20 protein-coding genes and 1 tRNA gene are annotated in these 21,135 nt (G+C 65.6%); 14 read left to right on the top strand and 7 right to left on the bottom strand.

Annotated elements, in window-relative coordinates:
- Nucleotides 1-61: 61 nt before the first annotated feature.
- On the bottom strand, nt 62-460 hold the full coding sequence (locus G5C33_RS17660; protein ID WP_165328352.1) for a low affinity iron permease family protein: 399 nt from the start codon (nt 458-460) through the stop codon (nt 62-64).
- 116 nt (nt 461-576) lie between these two features.
- Here G5C33_RS17660 and G5C33_RS17665 point away from each other — a divergent pair, with 116 nt between their 5' ends.
- The 3 genes from G5C33_RS17665 to G5C33_RS17675 are packed head-to-tail and all read left to right on the top strand — an operon-like array spanning nt 577 to nt 2,378.
- On the top strand, nt 577-768 hold the full coding sequence (locus G5C33_RS17665; protein WP_165328353.1) for a hypothetical protein: 192 nt from the start codon (nt 577-579) through the stop codon (nt 766-768).
- A gap of 48 nt (nt 769-816) precedes the next feature.
- The gene (gene aguB, locus G5C33_RS17670) at nt 817-1,665 is read left to right on the top strand and encodes an N-carbamoylputrescine amidase (protein ID WP_165328354.1); all 849 of its coding nucleotides are present in this window, start codon (nt 817-819) and stop codon (nt 1,663-1,665) included.
- A 5-nt stretch (nt 1,666-1,670) separates the two neighbouring features.
- Nucleotides 1,671-2,378: a VIT1/CCC1 transporter family protein gene (locus tag G5C33_RS17675; protein ID WP_165328355.1), complete on the top strand. Its 708-nt coding sequence runs from the start codon at nt 1,671-1,673 to the stop codon at nt 2,376-2,378.
- Here the strand turns inward: G5C33_RS17675 and G5C33_RS17680 are convergent.
- From G5C33_RS17680 to G5C33_RS17690, 3 genes are read right to left on the bottom strand one after another with little or no spacing between them, the layout of a single operon-like run.
- The gene (locus tag G5C33_RS17680; protein ID WP_165328356.1) at nt 2,375-2,560 is read right to left on the bottom strand and encodes a hypothetical protein; all 186 of its coding nucleotides are present in this window, start codon (nt 2,558-2,560) and stop codon (nt 2,375-2,377) included. The two genes, G5C33_RS17675 and G5C33_RS17680, sit on opposite strands and share 4 nt — an antisense overlap.
- A 31-nt stretch (nt 2,561-2,591) precedes the next feature.
- Nucleotides 2,592-2,933, bottom strand: a complete 342-nt coding sequence (locus G5C33_RS17685; protein WP_165328357.1) for a low molecular weight protein tyrosine phosphatase family protein — start codon at nt 2,931-2,933, stop codon at nt 2,592-2,594.
- Nucleotides 2,930-3,586 carry a uracil-DNA glycosylase gene (locus G5C33_RS17690; protein WP_165328926.1) on the bottom strand — a complete coding sequence of 219 codons (657 nt, stop codon included), beginning with the start codon at nt 3,584-3,586 and terminating at the stop codon, nt 2,930-2,932. Before G5C33_RS17690 ends, G5C33_RS17685 begins: the two co-directional genes overlap by 4 nt.
- 23 nt (nt 3,587-3,609) lie before the next feature.
- Here G5C33_RS17690 and folK point away from each other — a divergent pair, with 23 nt between their 5' ends.
- The 3 genes from folK (at nt 3,610) to G5C33_RS17705 (ending at nt 6,410) form a co-directional block, all read left to right on the top strand.
- Nucleotides 3,610-4,113: a 2-amino-4-hydroxy-6-hydroxymethyldihydropteridine diphosphokinase gene (gene folK, locus G5C33_RS17695; protein ID WP_165328358.1), complete on the top strand. Its 504-nt coding sequence runs from the start codon at nt 3,610-3,612 to the stop codon at nt 4,111-4,113.
- A tRNA-Lys gene (locus G5C33_RS17700) sits at nt 4,104-4,179 on the top strand. Before folK ends, G5C33_RS17700 begins: the two co-directional genes overlap by 10 nt.
- A gap of 119 nt (nt 4,180-4,298) precedes the next feature.
- Nucleotides 4,299-6,410, top strand: coding sequence for a TonB-dependent receptor (locus G5C33_RS17705; protein ID WP_165328359.1), 2,112 nt, complete (start codon nt 4,299-4,301; stop codon nt 6,408-6,410).
- A 130-nt stretch (nt 6,411-6,540) separates the two neighbouring features.
- Here G5C33_RS17705 and galE read toward each other — a convergent pair whose 3' ends face one another.
- Nucleotides 6,541-7,542 (bottom strand): UDP-glucose 4-epimerase GalE, encoded by a 1,002-nt coding sequence (gene galE, locus G5C33_RS17710; RefSeq protein WP_165328360.1) that lies wholly within the window; start codon nt 7,540-7,542, stop codon nt 6,541-6,543.
- 67 nt (nt 7,543-7,609) lie between these two features.
- Here galE and msrA point away from each other — a divergent pair, with 67 nt between their 5' ends.
- Nucleotides 7,610-8,155 (top strand): peptide-methionine (S)-S-oxide reductase MsrA, encoded by a 546-nt coding sequence (gene msrA, locus G5C33_RS17715; protein ID WP_165328361.1) that lies wholly within the window; start codon nt 7,610-7,612, stop codon nt 8,153-8,155.
- Nucleotides 8,156-8,263: 108 nt separating this feature from the next.
- On the opposite strand, the gene G5C33_RS17720 is transcribed toward msrA, so the two are convergent.
- Complete coding sequence (locus G5C33_RS17720; RefSeq protein WP_228275116.1) at nt 8,264-9,217, bottom strand: L-threonylcarbamoyladenylate synthase; 954 nt, start codon at nt 9,215-9,217, stop codon at nt 8,264-8,266.
- Between the two features lie 47 nt (nt 9,218-9,264).
- Here G5C33_RS17720 and G5C33_RS17725 point away from each other — a divergent pair, with 47 nt between their 5' ends.
- Nucleotides 9,265-10,977, top strand: a complete 1,713-nt coding sequence (locus tag G5C33_RS17725) for an acyl-CoA dehydrogenase (protein WP_165328362.1) — start codon at nt 9,265-9,267, stop codon at nt 10,975-10,977.
- Between the two features lie 147 nt (nt 10,978-11,124).
- Here G5C33_RS17725 and G5C33_RS17730 read toward each other — a convergent pair whose 3' ends face one another.
- Nucleotides 11,125-11,538, bottom strand: coding sequence for a DUF1801 domain-containing protein (locus G5C33_RS17730; protein WP_165328363.1), 414 nt, complete (start codon nt 11,536-11,538; stop codon nt 11,125-11,127).
- 65 nt (nt 11,539-11,603) lie between these two features.
- Here G5C33_RS17730 and G5C33_RS17735 point away from each other — a divergent pair, with 65 nt between their 5' ends.
- The 6 genes from G5C33_RS17735 (at nt 11,604) to G5C33_RS17760 (ending at nt 21,117) form a co-directional block, all read left to right on the top strand.
- Nucleotides 11,604-12,932 carry an MATE family efflux transporter gene (locus G5C33_RS17735; RefSeq protein WP_228275117.1) on the top strand — a complete coding sequence of 443 codons (1,329 nt, stop codon included), beginning with the start codon at nt 11,604-11,606 and terminating at the stop codon, nt 12,930-12,932.
- Between the two features lie 132 nt (nt 12,933-13,064).
- The gene (locus G5C33_RS17740) at nt 13,065-14,300 is read left to right on the top strand and encodes an argininosuccinate synthase (protein ID WP_165328364.1); all 1,236 of its coding nucleotides are present in this window, start codon (nt 13,065-13,067) and stop codon (nt 14,298-14,300) included.
- 77 nt (nt 14,301-14,377) lie between these two features.
- Nucleotides 14,378-15,898: an alpha-N-arabinofuranosidase gene (locus tag G5C33_RS17745; RefSeq protein WP_165328365.1), complete on the top strand. Its 1,521-nt coding sequence runs from the start codon at nt 14,378-14,380 to the stop codon at nt 15,896-15,898.
- Between the two features lie 88 nt (nt 15,899-15,986).
- On the top strand, nt 15,987-17,825 hold the full coding sequence (locus tag G5C33_RS17750) for a M61 family metallopeptidase (protein WP_165328366.1): 1,839 nt from the start codon (nt 15,987-15,989) through the stop codon (nt 17,823-17,825).
- An 83-nt stretch (nt 17,826-17,908) separates the two neighbouring features.
- Complete coding sequence (locus G5C33_RS17755) at nt 17,909-19,624, top strand: hypothetical protein (protein WP_165328367.1); 1,716 nt, start codon at nt 17,909-17,911, stop codon at nt 19,622-19,624.
- Entirely contained in the window at nt 19,621-21,117 is a 1,497-nt protein-coding gene (locus tag G5C33_RS17760; protein ID WP_165328368.1) for a hypothetical protein, read from the top strand. The genes G5C33_RS17755 and G5C33_RS17760 overlap by 4 nt, the downstream gene beginning before the upstream one ends.
- Nucleotides 21,118-21,135 lie beyond the last annotated feature (18 nt).

Below are 21,135 nucleotides of genomic sequence, written 5' to 3' on the forward strand. Positions count from 1 at the left end.
CAACAAGAAAGAAGAAGCTGGATCCCGCCTTCGCGGGGATGACGAGAGAGATGACGAAATTCTACCGCCGGCTCAGGAACCGCGCGAGCGCTTCGGCGCGGACCGATTCGCTGCCGAATTCGCTTTCGAGCAGGCGGCGGATCTTCTCCAGCTCCCCTTGCGTCAGATGCTCGATCCCGATGAATTCGTCACGCGCGCCGTCGACCGCGCGGATCAGTTCGTCGAGCTTGGCCTGCATCGCGCTCGCGTCGCGATTCTGCGCATTCTGGATCAGGAACACCATCAGGAAGGTGACGATGGTCGTGCCGGTGTTGATCACCAGCTGCCAGGTGTCCGACCAGCCGAATATCGGGCCGCTCAGCCCCCAGAAAACAATGATCCCCAGCGCCAGCACGAAGGCGAAGGGCCGTCCCGCCCATGCCGCCACTGCCTGCGCGAACCGTTCGAACGCACGCTCCATATCGCACCCCAGAGTCCGCCGCTCGCGAATCGAACGCGGAAACCGAGACAATGCCGCCAATCTTGCTTAGGACAAGCGCGCGCGAAACGCCGCGCTGGCGCAGCAGGGAATTTGCAATGTCCGTTTTCACGATGCTGATCCTGCTTCTGGCGATAGTCTATTGTTTCGCGCGCGGCGTCGCTGATTTCCGCGCCGGTCGACGGTATTGGGGAGTCATTGGGGTCATGCTGGGGCTGGGCCTTGTGGTCATGCCGATGCCGCAACAGACGATGACCATAGACATTCCCGCACGGACCCGCGCCCGCTAGCGACAACCGGCCATTTGCCTGACGCGCGTGCTCGCCTACATAGCGGCGATGACCGACATCACCGTAGCCGCGCTCCAGCTCGCCTTTTCCAACGATATCGACGCCAATATCGCCGCCGTTTCCGAAATGGTGCGCGAGGCGGCGGGCAAGGGCGCGCAGGTGGTGCTGCCGCCCGAACTGTTCGAAGGTGAATATTTCTGCCGAGTCGAGGATGAGGGGCTGTTCTCCAATGCCAAGCCCACCGCCGAGCATCCGGCGGTGCTGGCGATGCAGAAGCTGGCAAGCGAACTCGGCATCTGGATCCCCACCAGCTTCTTCGAAGCCGATGGTCCGCATCACTATAACAGCCTTGCGATGGTCAATCCCGACGGCAAGGTCGCGGGCGTCTATCGCAAGAGCCATATCCCCGACGGGCCGGGATATGAGGAGAAATTCTATTTCCGCCCCGGCAATACCGGCTTCAAGATCTGGGACGGTCCCGGCGCGAAGCTGGGCGTCGGGGTGTGCTGGGACCAATGGTATCCCGAAACGGCACGCGCGATGATGCTTATGGGCGCCGAAATCCTGTTCTATCCGACCGCGATCGGCAGCGAACCGCATGACGAAAGCCTGGACACCGCGCGGCTGTGGCGCCGGGCGATGGTGGGGCATGCGGTGTCGAACGTCGTGCCCGTCGTTGCGGCAAACCGCGTCGGCACCGAGCACGGCCAGACCTTTTACGGCACCAGCTTCATCACTGACGAGCGCGGCGACATCCTCGCCGAACTCGACCGCACCGAAACCGGGGTGATCGCCGCCACGCTCGACCTCGATCGGGTGAAGCGCCACCGCGCCGCCTTCGGCTTCTTCCGCGATCGGCGGCCGGAGCTGTACGGCCGGCTGGTGCAGGACATCTGACGCGGATGCCCGGTCGCGGAACGTTTCACCCTGAAGTGCACCTTGTCCACCGCATCGGCTGGTTGCGTGCCGCCGTGCTGGGCGCCAATGACGGGATCGTATCCACCGCCAGCCTGATCGTCGGCGTCGCGGCAGCCACGCCGGATCGCTATACCGTAATGATCGCCGGAGTTTCCGCGCTGCTGGCGGGGGCATTGTCGATGGCGGCGGGCGAATATGTCTCGGTCAGTTCGCAGGCCGATACCGAACATGCCGATCTGGAACGCGAGAAGCGCGAGCTGCGCGACGCGCCCGAATATGAACATGCCGAATTGTCGCACATCTATGAGGCGCGCGGGCTGGAACCCGAGCTTGCCGACAAGGTGGCGACCCAACTGATGGCGAAGGACGCGCTCCACGCCCATGCCCGCGACGAACTGGGCATCAACGACACCACGGTGGCGCGGCCGGTTCAGGCCGCCCTGACGTCCGCCGCCACCTTCACCATCGGCGCAGCGGCGCCGCTGCTGGTCGCATTGCTGGTGCCGGTATCGGTGATCGTACCGGCCGTGTTCGTCGCGGCGCTGCTTTATCTCGGCATATTGGGCGCGGTGGGCGCGAAGACGGGCGGCGCGCCGCTTCCGCGCGCGGTGCTGCGCGTCACCTTCTGGGGCGCGCTGGCGATGCTTGTGACGGCCGGGATCGGCAGCCTGTTCGGGACTGCCGGGGCCTAGCGTCGGCCACGATGCTTGCGGGCTTTTGAAAGCGAATAGAACGTTATCGCCGGCACCGCGCTGCCCAGCACCACGCCCGCAACGCCGCCCCATAGCGCGCCTTGCGCTCCGCCCAGCAGCGCGCCGAGCACGACGCCGCCGAGCATCAGGAAGACAGGCACGAAACAGCCGATCGCGGCCATCAGATTGTACCCCCAGGGGCAGGACGCCACGTCATTCCTCGACTGCCGCCAGGCCGGGCAGATGCCGGGCCATGCGCACATCGAGCAATCGGATCAGATCCGGGTCCATGAAGTCGTACTCGTCGGGGATATCGAGCACGATGACGCGCGCCCGAAGCACCCGACGAAACCGCTTCTGGATTTTCGAACGATGCTGGCGCTCCATCGCGAAGATCAGGTCCGCCCAGCCGACCAGTTCGTCGGTTAGCGGATTTTCCGCGTCGTGGTTCGTACCCGCCGAAGCGACTTCGATATCCGGGCGCGCGGCGAAATGCTGTTCCGCCGTCGGGCTGCGCAGCCGGTTCTGGCTGCAGACGAACAGCACGCGTTTCACGGTTCGCGCAATTCCAGCGCGCGGGCGAACACCGCTTCGAACATCTCGGGCGTCAGCCGCCCGGTATTCTGATTGTAGCGACTGCAATGATAGCTATCGATCAGGATGCGTCCGTCGGGCATGCGGTGTTCGGCGAGATGGCCGAAGCGGCATTTGGGCAGTTTCCCGCCCAACGCCTTGACCGCCGACTGATGCGCGATCTGCCCCAGCGCGACGAAGGTGCGGACATTGGGAAGCACCGCCGCCTGCCCCTCCAGAAACGGACGGCAGGTGCGGATTTCCTCGGGCGTCGGCTTGTTCTGCGGCGGCAGGCATTTGACCGCGTTGATGATGATCGCGCCGGTGAGTGCGAGGTCGTCGGCCGGTGATCCTTCATAGACGCCCGTCGCGAGGCCGTATTTGCCCAGCGTGTCGAACAGGAGGTCCCCCGAATAGTCGCCGGTGAAGGGCCGCCCGGTGCGGTTCGCCCCGTGCTTGCCCGGCGCCAGGCCTACGATCGCCAGCCAGGCGTCGGGATCGCCGAAGGCATTGACCGGCGCGTTCCACCAGTCGGGATATTCCGCACGCAATTCCTCCCGCAGCGCGACCAGCCGGGGGCAGCGCGGACAATCGCGGGGCGGTTCGGTTTGCGGGATCGGGCTTGGCGCGAACATTGCGGCGGGATAGGCGTTGGTGCGTGCCGACATCAACCTATCTGATCGCGCTGGGATCGAACCGGCCGGGCAAGGCCGGGCCGCCGCGCGCGCAACTTGCAGCCGCGCTCGCGGAAGTCGGCGGCGTCATGGCCGCCTCGCGCGTCCACGATACGCCGCCGCTCGGCCCTTCGATCCGGCGTTTCGCCAATATGGCGGCGATCGTCGAAACCGCGCTGCCCCCGACCGACCTGCTCCATCGGCTCAAGCAGATCGAACGCCGGTTCGGGCGGCGGCGCGGGCGGCGCTGGGGCGCGCGCGCGCTCGACATCGACATCATCCTCTGGTCGGGCGGCGCCTGGTCCTCGCCGGAGCTGACCATCCCCCACCCCGCCTTCCGCATTCGCGATTTCGTGCTCGCGCCCGCATGCGAAATCGCCGGTGACTGGCGCGACCCGCTGAGCGGCCGCACACTGCGGCAGCTGCGCAGCCGGTTGACCAGACCTCGCCCTGCCCCTAGGTGCGACCGGCTTGGTGCGGGTCCGTAGCTCAGTTGGTAGAGCAAGCGACTTTTAATCGAGAGGTCCCGGGTTCGAGCCCCGGCGGACCCACCATTCTCCCGACGAAATGATTTTCGCGTGCGACGAACCGCTATGTCTGAATAACACACAGGTCTTGATACCTTATATCATAACCTCTATTGCGGCGCAGCATAACCAGCATCGGGGTATCCATGATTCGATTCGCGCTTCTCGCTTCCGCCTGCCTGACTGCCTTTCCCGCCGCCGCCCAGCAGGCGCAGGAAAGCGAACAGACCGATCCCCATGAGGAAACCGCGCCCGAAATCATCATTACCGCGCCCTTCGCCCGCGCGCAGGTCGACGTGCTTTCGGGGACGTCGGTGGTTTCGGGCGAGGAACTGACCCGCAGTCTGAAGCCGACCATCGGCGACACGCTTGCCTCGCAGCCGGGGGTTTCGGCGACCAGCTTCGGTCCCAATGCCTCCCGGCCGGTGCTGCGCGGCTTCCAGGGCGAACGCATCCGCGTGCTCACCGACGGTATCGGCAGCGTGGACGTGTCGAACACCTCGGTCGACCATGCCGTGGCGATCAACCCGCTGACCGCCGACCGTATCGAGGTTCTGCGCGGCCCGGCGGCGCTGCTCTACGGTTCCTCGGCGATCGGCGGCGTCGTCAACGTGATCGACAACAGCATCGCGCGCCGCCTCCCCGAAGAACCGTTCCATGCCGAGGCCATCGGCTCCTATGGATCGGCCGCGAACGAGCGGTCGATTTCCGGCGTGCTCGACGTGCCGCTGGCCGGAATCATCGTCGCGCATGTCGACGGCAGCTACAGCAAGACCGACGATCTGCGCACCGGCGGCTATATTCTCTCCGACCCGCTGCGCGCGATCGCGGCGCAGAGCGACGAGGAGGAGATCCGCGAGAATGCGGAACTGCGCGGCGACCTGACCAACAGCGCGGCGGAGCGATGGACCGTCACCGGCGGGCTTTCGATCGTCACCGACACCGGGAATCTGGGCTTCACCATCAGCCATTACGACAATCAATATGGCGTTCCGCCCCGCCTCGAATTCGAGGAGGAGCATCACGATCATGAGGACGATCACGGCCATGACGAGCATGGCCATTCGCACGAAAACGTCGTTCTTGCGATGAAACAGACGCGCTATGACCTGCGCGGCGAGATCGAGACCGGCGGCGGTTTCCTGGAGCGGATTCGCCTGCGCGCAGCGGCGGCGGATTACGAGCACAGCGAAATCGAAGACAGCGGCGAGATCGGCACCAGCTTCTACAATCAGGGCTATGAAGGCCGGCTCGAGCTGGTGCAGTCCGCGCTCGGGGCATGGCAGGGTGCGATCGGCGGCCAGTTCTTCGTTCGTGATTTCAACGTGATCGGCGAAGAGAAGTTCGTACCGCGCAACCGCACCGAGCAATATGGCATCTTCACGCTGCAGTCGTTCGACTGGGGTGCATTCAAGGCGGAGGCGGGCGCCCGCTATGAGTCGGCTTCGATAACCGCCTTTGCCGACGAGGATTTGGGCAATCCCGATCTGAATCGCAGCTTCGACAGTTTCTCCGCCTCTCTGGGCGCGAGCTATGCGATCGGCGACGGGCTTCGCATCGGCCTAAACGGCACCCGCAGCGAACGCGCGCCTTCGGCCGAGGAACTCTATCCCAACGGCCCGCACATGGGCACACAATCCTTCGAAGTCGGCGATCCGACGCTCGACAGCGAAAAGGCATGGGGACTGGAAGCCACGTTCAAGGGCGCGGGCGCCGGCTGGTCGTTCAGCGCATCGGCCTATGCCAACTGGTTTACCGACTATATCTACGATTACCAGACCGGTGCCGAGGAGGACGAACTTCCCGTCTACCAATATGCCCAGACCGACGCGACCTATTACGGGTTCGAGGCCGAGGCCTCCTATCGTGTCGGCTGGGTCGGCGCATATGCGATCAACCTCGACGGTCTGGCCGACTATGTTCGTGCCGAGCTCGAAGACGGCAGCGCAGTGCCGCGCATCCCGCCGCTGCGGCTGCTGGGCGGCATCGAAGCCCAGTCGGATACGCTCAGCGGGCGGCTGGAAGTCGAACATAGTTTCGAACAGACTCGCATCACCGCATTCGAGACACCGACCGACGGTTTCACGCTGGTCAACGCATCCGTTTCATGGAAACCGTGGGGAGACAGCGGCACGAGCCTGACGCTCTCCGCCAACAATATCTTCGACGTAGTCGCAAGACGGCATGCCAGCATGCTGAAGGATTTCGCGCCGCTCGCCGGACGCGACATTCGGGTTACGGCGCGCCTGCAGCTCTGAACGGGGCTGCGGCGCGCCCGCCGTCCCCCGTGGTCCCGCCCCCCGGGCGGGGCGCCGGTGCCCCTCCCCCCCAAGTTCGGGCACTGGGCTCCTGCATCGTGCAGGAGCGCGGGGAACGCGGCGCGAACCGTTACCGGTCGGTGCGTTCGGAGAGCCTGCGTTCCCAGGCGAGCGCATCGGTGACGATCTGGTCGAGATCGTCGCGCTCCGGCCGCCAGGGCAGTGTCGCGAGGATGCGGCTGTTGTCGGCGACCAGTTCGGCCGGATCGCCGGCGCGGCGCCCCTCCATCCTGCGGTCGAGCTTCATGTTGGTAACGCGATCGACCGCGTCGAGCACTTCGAGCACCGAATAGCCGCGGCCATAGCCGCAGTTCATCGTATGGCTTGCCTCCGGCTTCACGATCAGCAGGTCGAGCGCATCGACATGCGCGGCGGCGAGATCGCTGACATGGATATAGTCGCGCACCCCGGTACCATCGCGCGTATCATAATCGGTGCCGAACACGCTGACATTGCCGCGCTTGCCGGTCGCCGCCTCTACCGCGATCTTGATCAGATGCGTCGCGCCGGCGGTCGATTGGCCGCTGCGCCCCTGCGGATCGGCGCCCGCGACGTTGAAATAGCGCAGCGCGCAATAGTTGAAGTCATGCGCCGCCGCGACATCGCGCAGCATCATCTCGGTCATCAGCTTAGACGTGCCGTATGGATTGATCGGCGCCTTGGGCGCGTCCTCGTGCACCGGCACGACTTCGGGCGTGCCATAGGTAGCGGCAGTGGAGGAGAAGATGAAATGCTTCACCCCACACGCAACGGCGCTTTCGATCAGCGACCGGCTCGCGGCGGTGTTGTTGCGATAATATTTGAGCGGATCGGTGACCGATTCCGGGACGACGACCGATCCGGCGAAATGCATCACCGCGCGCACGTCATGTTCGCGCATCGTCGCACGGACCAGCTCGTCATCCTCGATCGCGCCGCGCACCAGCGTCGCGCGCGAATCCACCGCCCAGTCGAACCCGGTGACGAGATTGTCGACGACCACCACCCGCCACCCCGAATCGAGCAGCGCCAGCACCGCATGGCTGCCGATATAGCCCGCGCCGCCGGTGACGAGTATCGATCCTTCGCGCATGCATACCCCCGCTGGAAATTTGCGTCTCGCCTAGCCGATCCTATGTTGCATGGCCAAGGAGACATTCATGACAAGCGAACAGGCAATATTGGCCGGAGGCTGTTTCTGGTGCACCGAAGCAGTGTTCAACGACGTTATCGGCGTCGAAAAGGTGGAGAGCGGCTATATCGGCGGCACGACCCCCGAACCCACCTATAAGCAGGTATGCGAAGGCAATACCGGGCATGCCGAAGCGGTCCGCATCACCTATGATCCCGAACAGATCGACTTTTCCGATCTGCTCGACATCTTCTTTGCGACGCACGATCCGACCCAGCTCAACCGGCAGGGCAATGATGTCGGCACGCAGTATCGCAGCGCGATCTTCCCGCTTTCGACTCAGCAGGCGCAGAAGGCGATGATGGCGATCGAGCGCAATCAGCGCGATTGGGCCGCCCCGATCGTCACCGGCATCGAACAGGCCGGCGACTGGTGGCCCGCCGAGGACTATCATCAGGAATATTGGGAAGGCGAAGGGCAGCGTAATCCCTATTGCCTCGCGATCATCCCCCCCAAGCTGCAGAAACTGCGCAAGAGCTTCGCCGATCGCGTGAAGGAAGGCGAGCAGGCGTAGGAACAGCGCGACCGGCGCAAAATCCGTTCGCCCTGAGCCTGCCGGATGGCAGGCTTGCGATCGCGAGACGGGCTTCGGCAGGCTCAGCCGAACGGTTGCGGGATGGGATCAGTCGCGATGCGCGGCTCGGCGCAGCCGGTCGTTGATAGCGGCGCCGATACCGGTTTCGGGAACGGGCGCGACGGCGATCGCCGTTGCTGCTTCGGCATCGGCCCGGTGCAACGCATCGAACACGCGCGCAGCGGCTTCGACCAAGTCGCCCGAAGCGGACAGCGTCTCGTCGCCGGCGACAGCGCCGAAACCGATCAGCCATTCGCCGTCGCGCGCCTCGGTCGCATGCAACCGCAGCGGCTTGGCGGGGGCATAGTGGCTCGAAAGCTGCCCCGGCGCTTCGATGCCGGCTCCCGCTCCGCCGACGGGCCGCCCGAGCGCCTTGGCAATTTTCTCCTCCGCGATCGGGCCGGGGCGCAGCAGGCGGGGCTGCGGCGAGGGTGCGACGATCGTGGACTCGATACCGCCGGGCGTCGGCCCGTCATCGAGGATCAGCGGAATACGTCCTGCAAGGCTCTTCGCCACATGCTCGGCGCGGGTCGGGCTGATCGTGCCGCTGGCATTGGCCGAAGGCGCGGCGAGCGGCCTGCCGCACGCGCGCAACAGCGCCTGCATCGCGCGATGGCTGGGCATGCGGATCGCCACGGTTGGCAGCCCGGCGGTGACGAGGCTCGCGATCGGCGTATCCTTACGCAGCGGCAGCACCATCGTCAGCGGCCCCGGCCAGAAACGCGCCGCGAGTGCGCGGGCCGCTTCATCGAAAACGCCGATCGCCTCGGCCGCCGCAAAGTCGGGCACATGCACGATCAGCGGATTGAACGACGGCCGTCCCTTGGCCGCGTAGATGCCGGCCACCGCGCGCGAATCGGTGGCGTCGGCGGCGAGGCCATATACCGTCTCGGTCGGTACCGCGACGCAGCCGCCCGCGCGGATCACGTCGGCGGCTTCCAGAATCGCAGCGGTGCCGTAGCGTAAGGTTCGGGTCGAAAAAGGCGGAATTGTGCCGGTCACAAACCCGGCGCTATAGAGCCGCGCGACAGCCGACAAGAGAGGATCGTATGAGCTTCACCCCCGCCGTCACCGAACAACGTTTCGTGCTCGACCATGTCGCCGATATCACCGAACTGGCGCAGCAGGAAAAATTCGCCGACGCCACGCCCGATCTGGTCGACGCGGTGCTCGAGGGCGCGGGCGCCTTCGCCGCGGGCGAATGGGCGCCGCTCGATCGGCTGGGCGACGAAGTCGGCGCCAAATGGACCGAGCAGGGCGTGGTGATGCCCGAGGGGTATGGCGCTGCCTATCAGGCCTATGTCGAAGGCGGCTGGGGCACGATCGGTTCGCCGCCCGAATTTGGCGGCCAGGGGCTTCCGGCGGTGCTGTCGGCTGCGGTCCTCGAAACGCTCGGCACCGCCAACGCCAGCTTCGCGCTCGCGCCGACGCTGACGGTGGGCGCGATCGAGGCGCTGATGCATCACGGCACGCCCGAGCAGCAGGCGGCCTATCTGCCCAGGCTCGCGACCGGCGAATGGACCGGGACGATGAACCTCACCGAGCCGCAGGCGGGTTCGGATGTCGGCGCGCTCAAAACCAAGGCCGAACCGGTGGGCGACGGCACGTTCAGGATCACCGGCACCAAGATCTTCATCAGCTTCGGCGATCACGATATGACGAAGAACATCGTCCATCTCGTCCTCGCCCGCACGCCCGACGCGCCGGCAGGGACCAAGGGGCTGTCGCTGTTTCTCGTTCCCAAATATCGGCTCGATGGCGACGGCAATCCGGGCGCGTTCAACGACGTCACTGTTGCCTCGATCGAGCACAAGATGGGGCTGCACGCCTCGCCCACCTGCGTGCTCAATTTCGGCGATAACGGCGATTGCATCGGCGAGCTGATCGGCCCCGAGCTGGGCGGCATCGCGGCGATGTTCACGATGATGAACAATGCGCGGCTGAATGTGGGCCTCGAAGGCGTGCAGGTCGCCGAACGCGCGACGCAGCGGGCGGTCGCCTTCGCGCGCGAACGCATCCAGTCGGCGCGCGCGGGGGCGCCGAGCCGCGAGAGCGTCGCGATCGTCGAGCATCCCGATGTCCGCCGCATGCTGATGCGGATGAAGGCGCAGACGATGGCGGCGCGGGCGCTGGTCTATTACGCCTTCGCGCAGCTCGATCGCGCGCATCTGGGCGACAAGGATGCGAAGAAGCTGCTCGACCTGCTCACGCCGATGGCCAAGGGCCACGGCACCGATCTGGGCAGCGAAGTCACCGATCTGGGCATCCAGGTGCACGGCGGCATGGGCTTCGTCGAGGAAACCGGCGCCGCGCAGCAATATCGCGACTGCCGCGTCTTCCGCATCTATGAGGGGACGAACGGCATTCAGGCCGCCGATCTGGTCGGTCGCAAGCTGAGCATGGACAATGGCGCCACGGCGCTCGGGCTGCTCGAGACGATCAAGGGCGCGGGTTCGGCGAACCTCGTCGCGCTTGCCGGGGCGCTGGAGGAAATTACCACCGGGCTGCTCGGCGCGGAAGCCGACGACCGGCTGGCGGCGAGCTATCCCTATATGACGATGTTCTCGGTCGCGGTGTCGGGCTGGCTGCTCGAAAAGCAGGCCAAGGCGGCGAGCGGCGACAGCGAATTCGAAGCGATGAAGCGCGCGGCGGCGGCGTTTTATGCGGAGCAGATCGTGCCTGAGGCGCTGGGGCTGAAAGCCGCGGCGAGCGCGAAGGCGGATGTGCTCTATTCGGTGAGCCCGGAGATGTTCGCGGCCTGAATTCCTCCCCGAGCTTGTCTCGGGGAGGGGGACCATCGCGCAGCGACGGTGGAGGGGTAAGGCCCCAAGCGTGTCGCGTGTCGCCTTGCCCCTCCACCACGCCGCTTCGCGTCGCGGTCCCCCTCCCCCAGCAAGCTGGGGGAGGAACTACTCGGGGTAATTTGCATCCATATGCGCGAGCGAGGCGCGGATCAGTTCCTCCAGCACGCCCATGTCCACGTCCGCCAGTTTGTTGACATAGACACAGCCCGAACCGCGCTTGTGCTTGCCCAGCCGCGAGAGGATATCGTCCTTCTCCGCGCCACCGAACAGATACAATGCGAGGTTCGCCTTGCGCGGACTGAAGCCGATGCGCAGGAATTCGCCCTCGCGGCCGCTGTCATAGCGATAATGATAGCTGCCGAAGCCGATGATTGACGGCCCCCACAGCACCGGCTCGTACCCCGACAGCTCCATCATTGCGCATAGCGTCTTGCCGTCGGCGCGGCGCACCGGATGTTCGACTGCTTCGAGAAAGCCCGCGACGCTCGCGTCGGTCGGCTGGGTCTTGTTCTCCGCCATCCATTCTCTCCCCGAGGCGTTGCGTAACGCTATCGCAAACCACACGATTCGCCTAAGCGGCGCGCATGACCACCGCCGCCCTCACCCGCAGATCGATCTTCGCGCAGGCGTGGCCGATCATGCTCGGGCAGGCAACGGTGCCGCTCGTCGGCATGGTCGATACGGTGGTGATCGGGCGGACGGGCGACGCCGCGGCGCTGGCGGGCGTCGCGCTGGGCACGACGATCGTCAATTTCCTGTTCTGGACCTTCGGCTTTCTGCGGATGGGGATGACAGGCCTCACCGCGCAGGCACAGGGCGCCGATGACGGCACCGAAGTGCGCGCGATGCTGGCGCGCGGGCTGTTGCTAGGGCTGGCGCTCGGCGCCTTGCTGTTCGCGCTGCAATGGGTGCTGGTGCCGGTCTCGCTCGGGCTCTTCGCCGGTGCGCGCGAGCTCGACGCCGCCGCCAGCGGCTATATCACCGCGCGCTTCCTCGGCGCGCCGGCGAGCCTGGCGGTGTTCGCGATCAACGGCTGGTTGCTCGGGCTCGGACGGACGCGATCGGCGCTGCTGCTCCAGATCGTGATGAATGTCGTCAACGGCGTACTCGATATCTGGTTCGTATGGGGGTTCGGCATGGGTGCGGAGGGCGTCGGCCTCGGCACCGCGATCGCCGAATGGGTGGCGCTGGGGACCGGGCTGACGATCGCCGCGGGCATCCTCGGTCCTACGGCGCTGGAGGGGCTGCGTACGCGGCTGTTCGATCTGGCGGCATTGAAACGCCTCTTCGCGATCAATGCCGACATCATGGTGCGCACCGTGGCGCTGCTGCTGCTCTTCGCCTGGTTCGCCAATGCCGGCGCGCGGCTCGGCACCGAAGTGCTCGCCGCCAATCAGGTGCTGATGCAATTCGTGTCGATCGCCGCTTTCGTGCTCGACGGCTTCGCCTTTACGGCCGAATCGCGCGTCGGCAATGCCATCGGGCGCGGCCGCCACGAGGAATTGAAGCGCGCGATCCGGCTGACCGGCGAGTTTTCGCTCGGTGCGGGGCTGGTCTTCGCACTGACCACGGGCCTCGCGGGAAGCTGGCTGATCGGCCTGATCACCACCGATCCGCAGGTGCGCGAGCTGGCGCGGGCGTTCCTGCCCTATACCGCGCTCGTCCCCCTGATCGGCGTTCCGGCATGGCTGCTCGACGGCATCTTCATCGGCGCGACGCGCGGCAAGGCGCTGCGCAACGCTGCGGTAGTGACGACAGCGCTCTATGTCGCCACCGATCTCCTGCTCCGCCCGTGCGGCGCGCACGGCATGTGGATCGCCTTCCTGATCGGCTATCTCTATCGCGCGGGTACGCTGGGCGCCGCGCTGCCCGGACTGATACGCGGCATTGCGGAGAAGCCCGCCGCGCCCTAGAGCGCGGTTCGATTTTTCACTCGAACCTTTCCCGTTCGGGCTGAGCCTGTCGAAGCCCCGCCCTTTTTCGCAAGAAGAAGTACAGCCCTTCGACAAGCTCAGGGCAAACGGGTTTCTTAGCGGAGTCGCACCATGTCCGATCAGGCCAAACGCCCCGAAAAAATCAACAAGGTCGTCCTCGCCTATTCGGGCGGTCTCGACACCAGCGTGATCCTGAAATGGCTGCAGACCGAATATGGCTGCGAAGTCGTCACCTTTACCGCCGATCTCGGTCAGGGCGAGGAGCTGGAGCCCGCGCGGCACAAGGCCGAGCTGATGGGGATCAAGCCCGAGCATATCTTCATCGACGACCTGCGCGAGGAATTCGTCCGCGACTTCGTCTTCCCGATGATGCGCGCCAATGCGCTCTACGAAGGGCTCTACCTGCTCGGCACCTCGATCGCGCGGCCACTGATTTCGAAGCGGCTGATCGAGATCGCGAAGGAAGTCGGCGCCGACGCCGTCGCGCACGGCGCGACCGGCAAGGGCAATGATCAGGTGCGGTTCGAGCTGTCCGCCTATGCGCTCAACCCGGACATCAAGGTGATCGCCCCTTGGCGCGAATGGGACCTGACAAGCCGCACCGCGCTGATCAATTTCGCCGAACAGCACCAGATCCCTGTCCCCAAGGACAAGCGCGGCGAATCGCCCTTCTCGACCGACGCGAATCTTCTCCACACCTCCTCCGAGGGCAAGGTGCTCGAGGATCCGTGGGAAGAGGTGCCCGACTATGTCTATTCGCGCACGGTGAACCCGGAAGACGCGCCCGACGAACCCGAATTCATCACCATCGATTTCGAAAAGGGCGACGGCGTTGCCCTGAACGGCGAGGCGATGAGCCCCGCGACGCTGCTCGCAGCGCTAAACGAGCTGGGTCGCAAACACGGCATCGGCCGGCTCGACCTGGTCGAGAACCGCTTCGTCGGCATGAAGTCGCGCGGCATGTACGAAACGCCGGGCGGCACCATCTATCACCTCGCGCATCGCGGGATCGAGCAGATCACGCTCGATCGCGGCGCCGCGCATCTGAAGGACGAGCTCGCCCCGCGCTATGCCGAGCTGATCTATAACGGCTTCTGGTTCGCCCCCGAGCGCGAGATGCTGCAGGCGGCGATCGACCACAGCCAGGCGAATGTATCGGGCACCGTTCGCATGAAGCTCTACAAAGGCGGCTGCTATGTCGTCGGCCGCAAGTCGCCCAATACGCTCTACAGCGAAAAGGTCGTGACGTTCGAGGACGATGCCGGCGCATACGACCAGCGCGACGCGGCGGGCTTCATCAAGCTGAACGCCTTGCGCCTGCGGTTGCTGGGTCAGCGGCACGGCTGAGCGGCGGCGCGTCCGCGTGGCGTGAGCGCTATCATTGGCGGTTGTCAGTGATGCATCCCGCAGCCTAGGCTTCGGTCATGCTGAAACATGCCCTGCTCGCGCTCGCCGTCTTTGTCGCTCCCCTGGCCGCGAGCGCGCAAACCGCCATCCATATCGATCGCAACGCGCCGACCGGGACGATCCAGCCCGAAATCTACGGCCAGTTCGTCGAGCATCTCGGTAGCCAGATCTATGACGGGATCTGGGTCGGGCCGGACAGCGATATCCCCAATACCGACGGCATTCGCAACGACGTGTTCGCCGCGCTCGATGCGCTCGACATTCCGGTGATCCGCTGGCCGGGCGGCTGCTTCGCCGACGAGTATCACTGGCGCGACGGGATCGGGCCGGAGCGCACGCCGCGCGTCAATATGAGCTGGGGCGAGACGCCCGAGCCCAACAGCTTCGGCACGCATGAATTCTTCGACCTCGCCGAACGGCTGGGCGCCAAGACCTATCTCAACGTCAATCTGGGCAGCGGCAGCGTGCGTGAGGCGGCCGAGTGGCTCGAATATATCAGCTCCGCCTCGAACTCGGCGCTGGCGCAGGAACGGCGCGCCAATGGCCGCGACAAGCCGTGGCATGTCGACTACCTCTCGATCGGCAACGAAACCTGGGGCTGCGGCGGCAATATGCGGCCCGAATATTATGCCGACCTTTATCTGCAGTGGGCCACGCTGATCAAAATCCCCGGCGAGCAGCCCTATCGCATCCTGTCGGGATCGAACGACACCAATCCCGAATATAGCGCGCAACTGCTGCGCCATCCGCAGATGGGATGGGCCGCCGATGCAGTGTCGCTCCATTATTACACGCTGCCGACAGGCGACTGGTCGACCAAGGGGCCAGCGACCGGGTTCGGCGAGGCGCAATGGATTTCCACCATCGCCAATGCGTTGAAGATCGAACCGATCATCGAGCGCCAGCTTGCCGCCAACGACGCGGCGGCAGGCGATGATCCGCCCGCGCTGGCGGTCGACGAATGGGGCATGTGGGTCGACGGTGAGCCGGGCGATCCCGCGCTCTATCAGCAGAACGGCATTCGCGACGCCATTGTCGCGGCGCTGCACCTCAATGTCTTCCATGCCCATGCCGATCGCATCGCGATGACCAACATCGCGCAGATGGTGAATGTGCTGCAGGCAATGATCCTGACCGACGGGCCGCGCATGGTGCTGACGCCGACCTATCACGTCTATGCGATGTACCGCCCCTTCCAGGGCGCGGCCGCGCTGCCGGTGTCGCTCGAAAGCCCCGAATACCGACTGGGAAACAGCAGCGTTCCGGCGCTCTCCGCTTCGGCGGCCATCCCGGCCGATGGCGGGCTGGTCGTCGCGCTGATCAATGCCGATGCGCATGCCGACCATGCCGTGACGCTGGATGTGGGCAGCGGGCGGCTGGTGTCCGCACGCGTGCTGGCGGGGGATGCAATGGATGCGCACAACAGCTTCGAAGCGCCCGATGCGGTATCGCCCCGGCCGATCGACGTCGCGCGCAAGGGCAGCGAGGCGAGCCTGCGCCTGCCGCCGCGATCGGTGACTGTGCTGCGCTTCGAGTGAGCGAGGCGCGGCTTGGCGGGACACTCTGGACGGCGTGCCGCCACGCCCCCATAACACGCCCCATCGATGCCTAATCCGGGAGTGCTTCATGCGGGCGATGTTGACGAGTGTTTCGGTTCTGGCGCTGTTCGCGACGCCCGCCCTGGCACAGACGGGGCACAACGCGCCGCCGGTCGAATACAGTGTCGACCTGTCCAACGCCGCGCATCACGAAGCCAGGATCACCGTCACCTATTCGGGCCTCGACGACGCTCCGATCACCTTTCGCATGTCGCGCAGTTCGCCGGGGCGCTATGCGATCCACGAATTCGCCAAGAACGTCTATTCGGTGTCGGCAACGAACGGCGACGGCGAACCGCTCTCCATCACGCGCACCGACCCCTATAGCTGGACCGTCGCCGAGCATGGCGAGACAGTGGCGCTCACCTACACGCTCTATGCCGATCATGGCGACGGCACCTATTCGCAGATCGATCCGACGCACGCGCATTTCAACATGCCGTCGGCCTTCATGTGGGCCGAAGGATACGACCAGCGGCCGTTGCACGTGACATATGAAGGGTTCGATCCGAGCTGGAAGGTCGCGACGCAGATGCCGCCGGTCGAAGGCGAAACGGCGACGTTCATGGCGCCCAACCTGCAATATTTCATGGACAGCCCGACCGAGCTTTCCGATTTCATGCTGCGCGAATGGAAGATTCCGGGCGGCGAGGACGGCTATACGATCCGGCTCGCCATCCATCACCAGGGCAGCGCCGCGGAAGCCGATCGCTTCGCCGAAATGGCGCAAAAGGTCGTTGCCGAACAGGTCGCAATCTGGGGTGCCCCCGCGGCCTATGATTACGGCACCTATACGTTCATCGCCGACTACGTCCCCTGGATCGACGGCGACGGGATGGAGCATCGCAATTCGACGATCCTGACGATGCCGCGCGGGCTGGCCGAGGCCGGCTATGGCCAGATCGGCACGCTGAGCCACGAATTCTTCCACAGCTGGAATGTCGAGCGGCTGCGCCCGGCAGAGCTGGAACCGTTCGATTTCACGCGCGCCAACCCCACGCCGTCGCTGTGGTTCGCTGAAGGCTTCACCAGCTATTACGGCCCGCTTACGCTTCGCCGCTCGGGCATCTGGGATACCGATCAGCTGCTGCGCGGGCTGGCCGGCACGCTCAACTATGTGATCCACGGGCCGGGCCGCGACTATGCCGGGCCCGCCGAAATGAGCCTGCGCGCACCATTCGTCGATGCCGCCACCGCGATCGACGAAGCGAACCCCAATATCTTCACGTCCTACTATCCCTATGGGGCCGTGATCGCGCTCGCGCTCGATCTGGAGATACGCGACGAATATCCGGGCAAGACGCTCGACGGCTATATGCGACACATGTGGGCCGAGCACGGTTCGGTCGACCGCGCCTATACGCTCGACGATCTGCGCGAGGGGCTGGGCGAATATCTCGGCGCCCCCGCCTTTGCCGACGATGTCTTCGCCAAATCGATCCATGCCGGCGCCCTGCCCGACCTCAAGCCGCTGCTGGCACAGGCCGGGATATTGCTTGCGCCGGAAAATCCCGAACGCCCCTATATCGGCAGCACGAAGTTCGACGAGCGCGGCGGAGGGCTGTTGCTGGCGCGCAGCCCGGCGCCCGAAACGCCGCTGTACGAAGCGGGCCTCGATCGCGGCGACGTGATCCTTTCGATCGACGGCCAGACGGTCGACAGCACCAGCGCGCTGACCGCGGCGGTGCTCGCCACCGCTCCGGGCGACGTCGTGACCGTGATCTATCGCACCCGCGACGGCGCCGAAAAACAGTCCGAAATGACGATTGGTGCCGACCCGTCGTTCAAGGTTGTGCGCTATGAGGAAGCGGGAATGACACCGAGCGCGGAAGAACTGGCATTTCGCAAGGCATGGCTGGGCGAATAGCGCCCGGTTGCGACGACCGCCGTTTCCGACGCATTGCCGCCCCGGAAACGCACCGTTAACCATAGTGGCGTAGCGCGTTTTTCATGGAAACGCGCGCGCACCGGATCGAGTGGCGCGACCTGGCGGTCGCATGCGCGCTGGCATGCGTGCTGACGTTGGCCTGGGCGGCGCGTGACTGGTCTGCGCTTTCGGCACTGGCATTGCCCGATACCGATGACGGCATGCGGCTGCAGCAGATACGCGACTGGCTGGGCGGACAGGCATTCGGCGATCTGATGCAGTATCGGCTGGGGCCGGACGGGCTGATCATGCACTGGTCGCGCATTCCCGATCTCGTTCCGGCCGCGATCATCGCACTGCTGACACCGCTGATCGGTGCGCATGATGCGGAGCTGACCGCAGTGATCCTGTGGCCGGCGATGCTGTTTGCCGGTGCGCTGATGCTGATCGGCGGCATCGCCCGCGCACTGGAAACGCAGCCCGCCGTCGCGCAGGTGATCGCGGCGCTCGCCTATCCCGCCACCACCTTGTTCCTACCCGGGCGGATCGACCATCACGGGCTTCAGATCCTGTTGCTGCTGATCGTCGCACTGATGCTGGTACGGCCGATGTCATGGCGCTCCGCCGCTACCGCCGGCCTTGCGACGGCCGTGTCGCTGGCGATCGGAATGGAAACGGCGCCGCTGCTCGCCGCCGCCGCCGCAGTACTGGTGCTGCAATGGATCGCTGGCGCGCGCGGGGCGCAGGCTCGGCTCGGCGCATGGAGCGTCACGCTGACGCTCGGCTTTGCCGCCGGAGCGGCGCTGCTGCGCACCAATGGCTGGACCTATCCCAGCTGCGACGGCTTCACCGAAACGCTGTGGCGGGCGGCACAGGGTGCAGCGATCGTACCGCTGCTGCTCGCGCTGATCGGCTTTATCGTCCCCGATTCGCGCTCCCGTGCGGCCTGCGCGATCCTCGGCGGACTGGCGGCGCTGGCCTTCGTCCATCTCACGGCGCCGATATGTCTGTCGCCCTATGCCGGACTCGATTCGATGCTGAACGATATCTGGCTGTCCAACGTCGCCGAGGCGCAGCCCCTGTTCGAAACCGACCTCACCACCGCGATCGGCTATGCCGGGATCATGGTCGCCGGCATCGGCACGTCGGCATGGTTCGCGCGCCGCGACGCGCGCTGGCTGTCGCTGCTCGCGCTGCAGATCGCATCGCTGGCGCTTGCCTGTATCCAGCTTCGCGGCGCCTATGCCGGGGCAATCCTTGCCGCGCCCGCGCTCGCCGCACTGGTGGCCGCAGCACGGCGCCGGGGCACGCTGCGGCTCATCCTCGCCTGGTTCGCGTCGGCGGGCATCGCCTATCCCGCGATGGCGACGGCGCTGACCAGCCGCCCGGTATCCGAGCCGGTGCGCGAAGCCCCGAACGGCTGCTCGCTCGATGGCGCGATCGACGCGCTGCGGGACCTGCCGCCGTCGCGCATTCTCGCCCCCGTCGACTTGTCCGCGCGCGCGCTTCCGGCGACGGAACACCGCTTTCTCGCCGGCCCCTATCACCGCAACGAAGCGGGAAATCGCGCGCTGTATCGGATACTAACTTCGAAACCGCTGGCGGGGCGCGCGCAGTTTGCCGCACTGGACATTTCCTATCTCGCCTATTGCGAAGGCTCTTTCGGCGAAGTCGATGCGCGTGCCGATCGCGACAGCCTGCTCGCGCTGCTGCGCCACGACGCGCCGCCGCAATGGCTGCAGCCGGTGTCGCCGCCGGGTGCGCCGCTGATCATTCTCGCAGTGAAGCAACCGGAATGAACGACGCGCCTCCCTGCTGGTGGCAGCGGCCGCGAACGCTGGCGCTGCTGATCCTGCTCACTGCCGTACCGCTGCTCTGGCCGCCACTGCCGCCGCTGACCGATCTGCCCGCGCATATGGGCCGCTATCGCGTCATGCTCGGCACCGATGCCGACACGCTGTCGCAATGGTTCGACTTCGAATGGAAGCTGATTGGCTATATCGGCTTCGATCTGATCGTGAACGCGCTCGCTCCGTTCCTCGGTCTGGAGATGACGGTCAAGCTGCTTGTCCTCCTGACAGCAATGGCCAGCGCGGCGGGAATTCTCTGGATATCGCGCGAAGCGCATGGGCGGGTTCAGCCGCTCGCGATCCTCGCGCTGCCCTTCGTCTATAATCTCGCCTTCCAGTTCGGCTTCCTCAACTATTGCCTGGCGATGGCGTGCACGCTCAACGCCTTCGCGCTGTGGCTGCGGCTGGGGCGGCTGGAGAAGCTGCGGCTGCGCGCGGCGATTTTCGTACCGATTTCATGCGCGATCTGGCTGATTCATGTCGTCGGCTGGTTGGTGCTGGGGCTCTTCTGCTTCGCCGCCGAGCTGATGCGGCGGCGCGAAGCCGGTCGCGGCTGGATCGCGGCGATCTGGTGGGCGGGGCTGAGCTGCATTCCACTCGCCCTTCCCTTTCTGCGTTTCCTGAGCTGGCAACCGGGTGGCGAAGGGACGGCGGACTGGCTCGGCTCGCTCGCCTACAAGCCGGGATGGTTCGCGATGGCGTTGCGCGACCGCTGGCCGGTGCTCGATATCGGCGCGATGGGGCTGGCGGCGGTGCTGTTCTATCACGCGATTCGCTCGCCAGAGGCGCGGTTCGCGCCGCGACTGGCAGCTTCCGCCATCGGGCTGCTGCTTCTGTTCGTCGCAATGCCCTTCCTCGCCGCCTATGCCGATGCGCGGCTGGCGCCCTTCGTCATCATTCTCGCGCTGCTCGCGATACGGATGGAGGGCAGAACCGCAAGCCGCATCGCGCTGATCGCGCTTGCATTTTTCGGCGTGCGGACGATCGCCACCACGACAAGTTTCGCCATCGCCGGCGCCGACTGGCAGCAGCGGCTGGTCGCGCTCGATCACGTGCCGCGCGGGCAGCGCGTGCTCGGACTCGTCACTGCGCCGTGCGAGCCGCAATGGGCGATGTTTCGCATTCGCCACCTTACCGCGATGGCGATCGTGCGCCGCGCCAGCTTCACCAACGACCAGTTCGATCTGGGCAACAGCGCGACGCTGAAGATCATCGCGCCCGGCGTCGAGGGCTTTGCGATGGATCCCTCGCACACCGTGACGCCCTATCACTGCGGCCTTGGCGATTTCCGCACGGTCGAAGAGGCACTGCGCGACTTCCCGCGCGACCGGTTCGATTATGTCTGGCTGCTCGACGCCCCCGCAATCGATGCGGGCGTTACTGCCGGGCTGACACCGGTATGGCGTGACGAACACGACCAGCTGTTCCGTATCCACCGCTAAGCACGCTTGTCTCTCCCA

This window comes from Sphingosinithalassobacter tenebrarum (assembly GCF_011057975.1).
Taxonomy (GTDB): domain Bacteria; phylum Pseudomonadota; class Alphaproteobacteria; order Sphingomonadales; family Sphingomonadaceae; genus Sphingomonas; species Sphingomonas tenebrarum.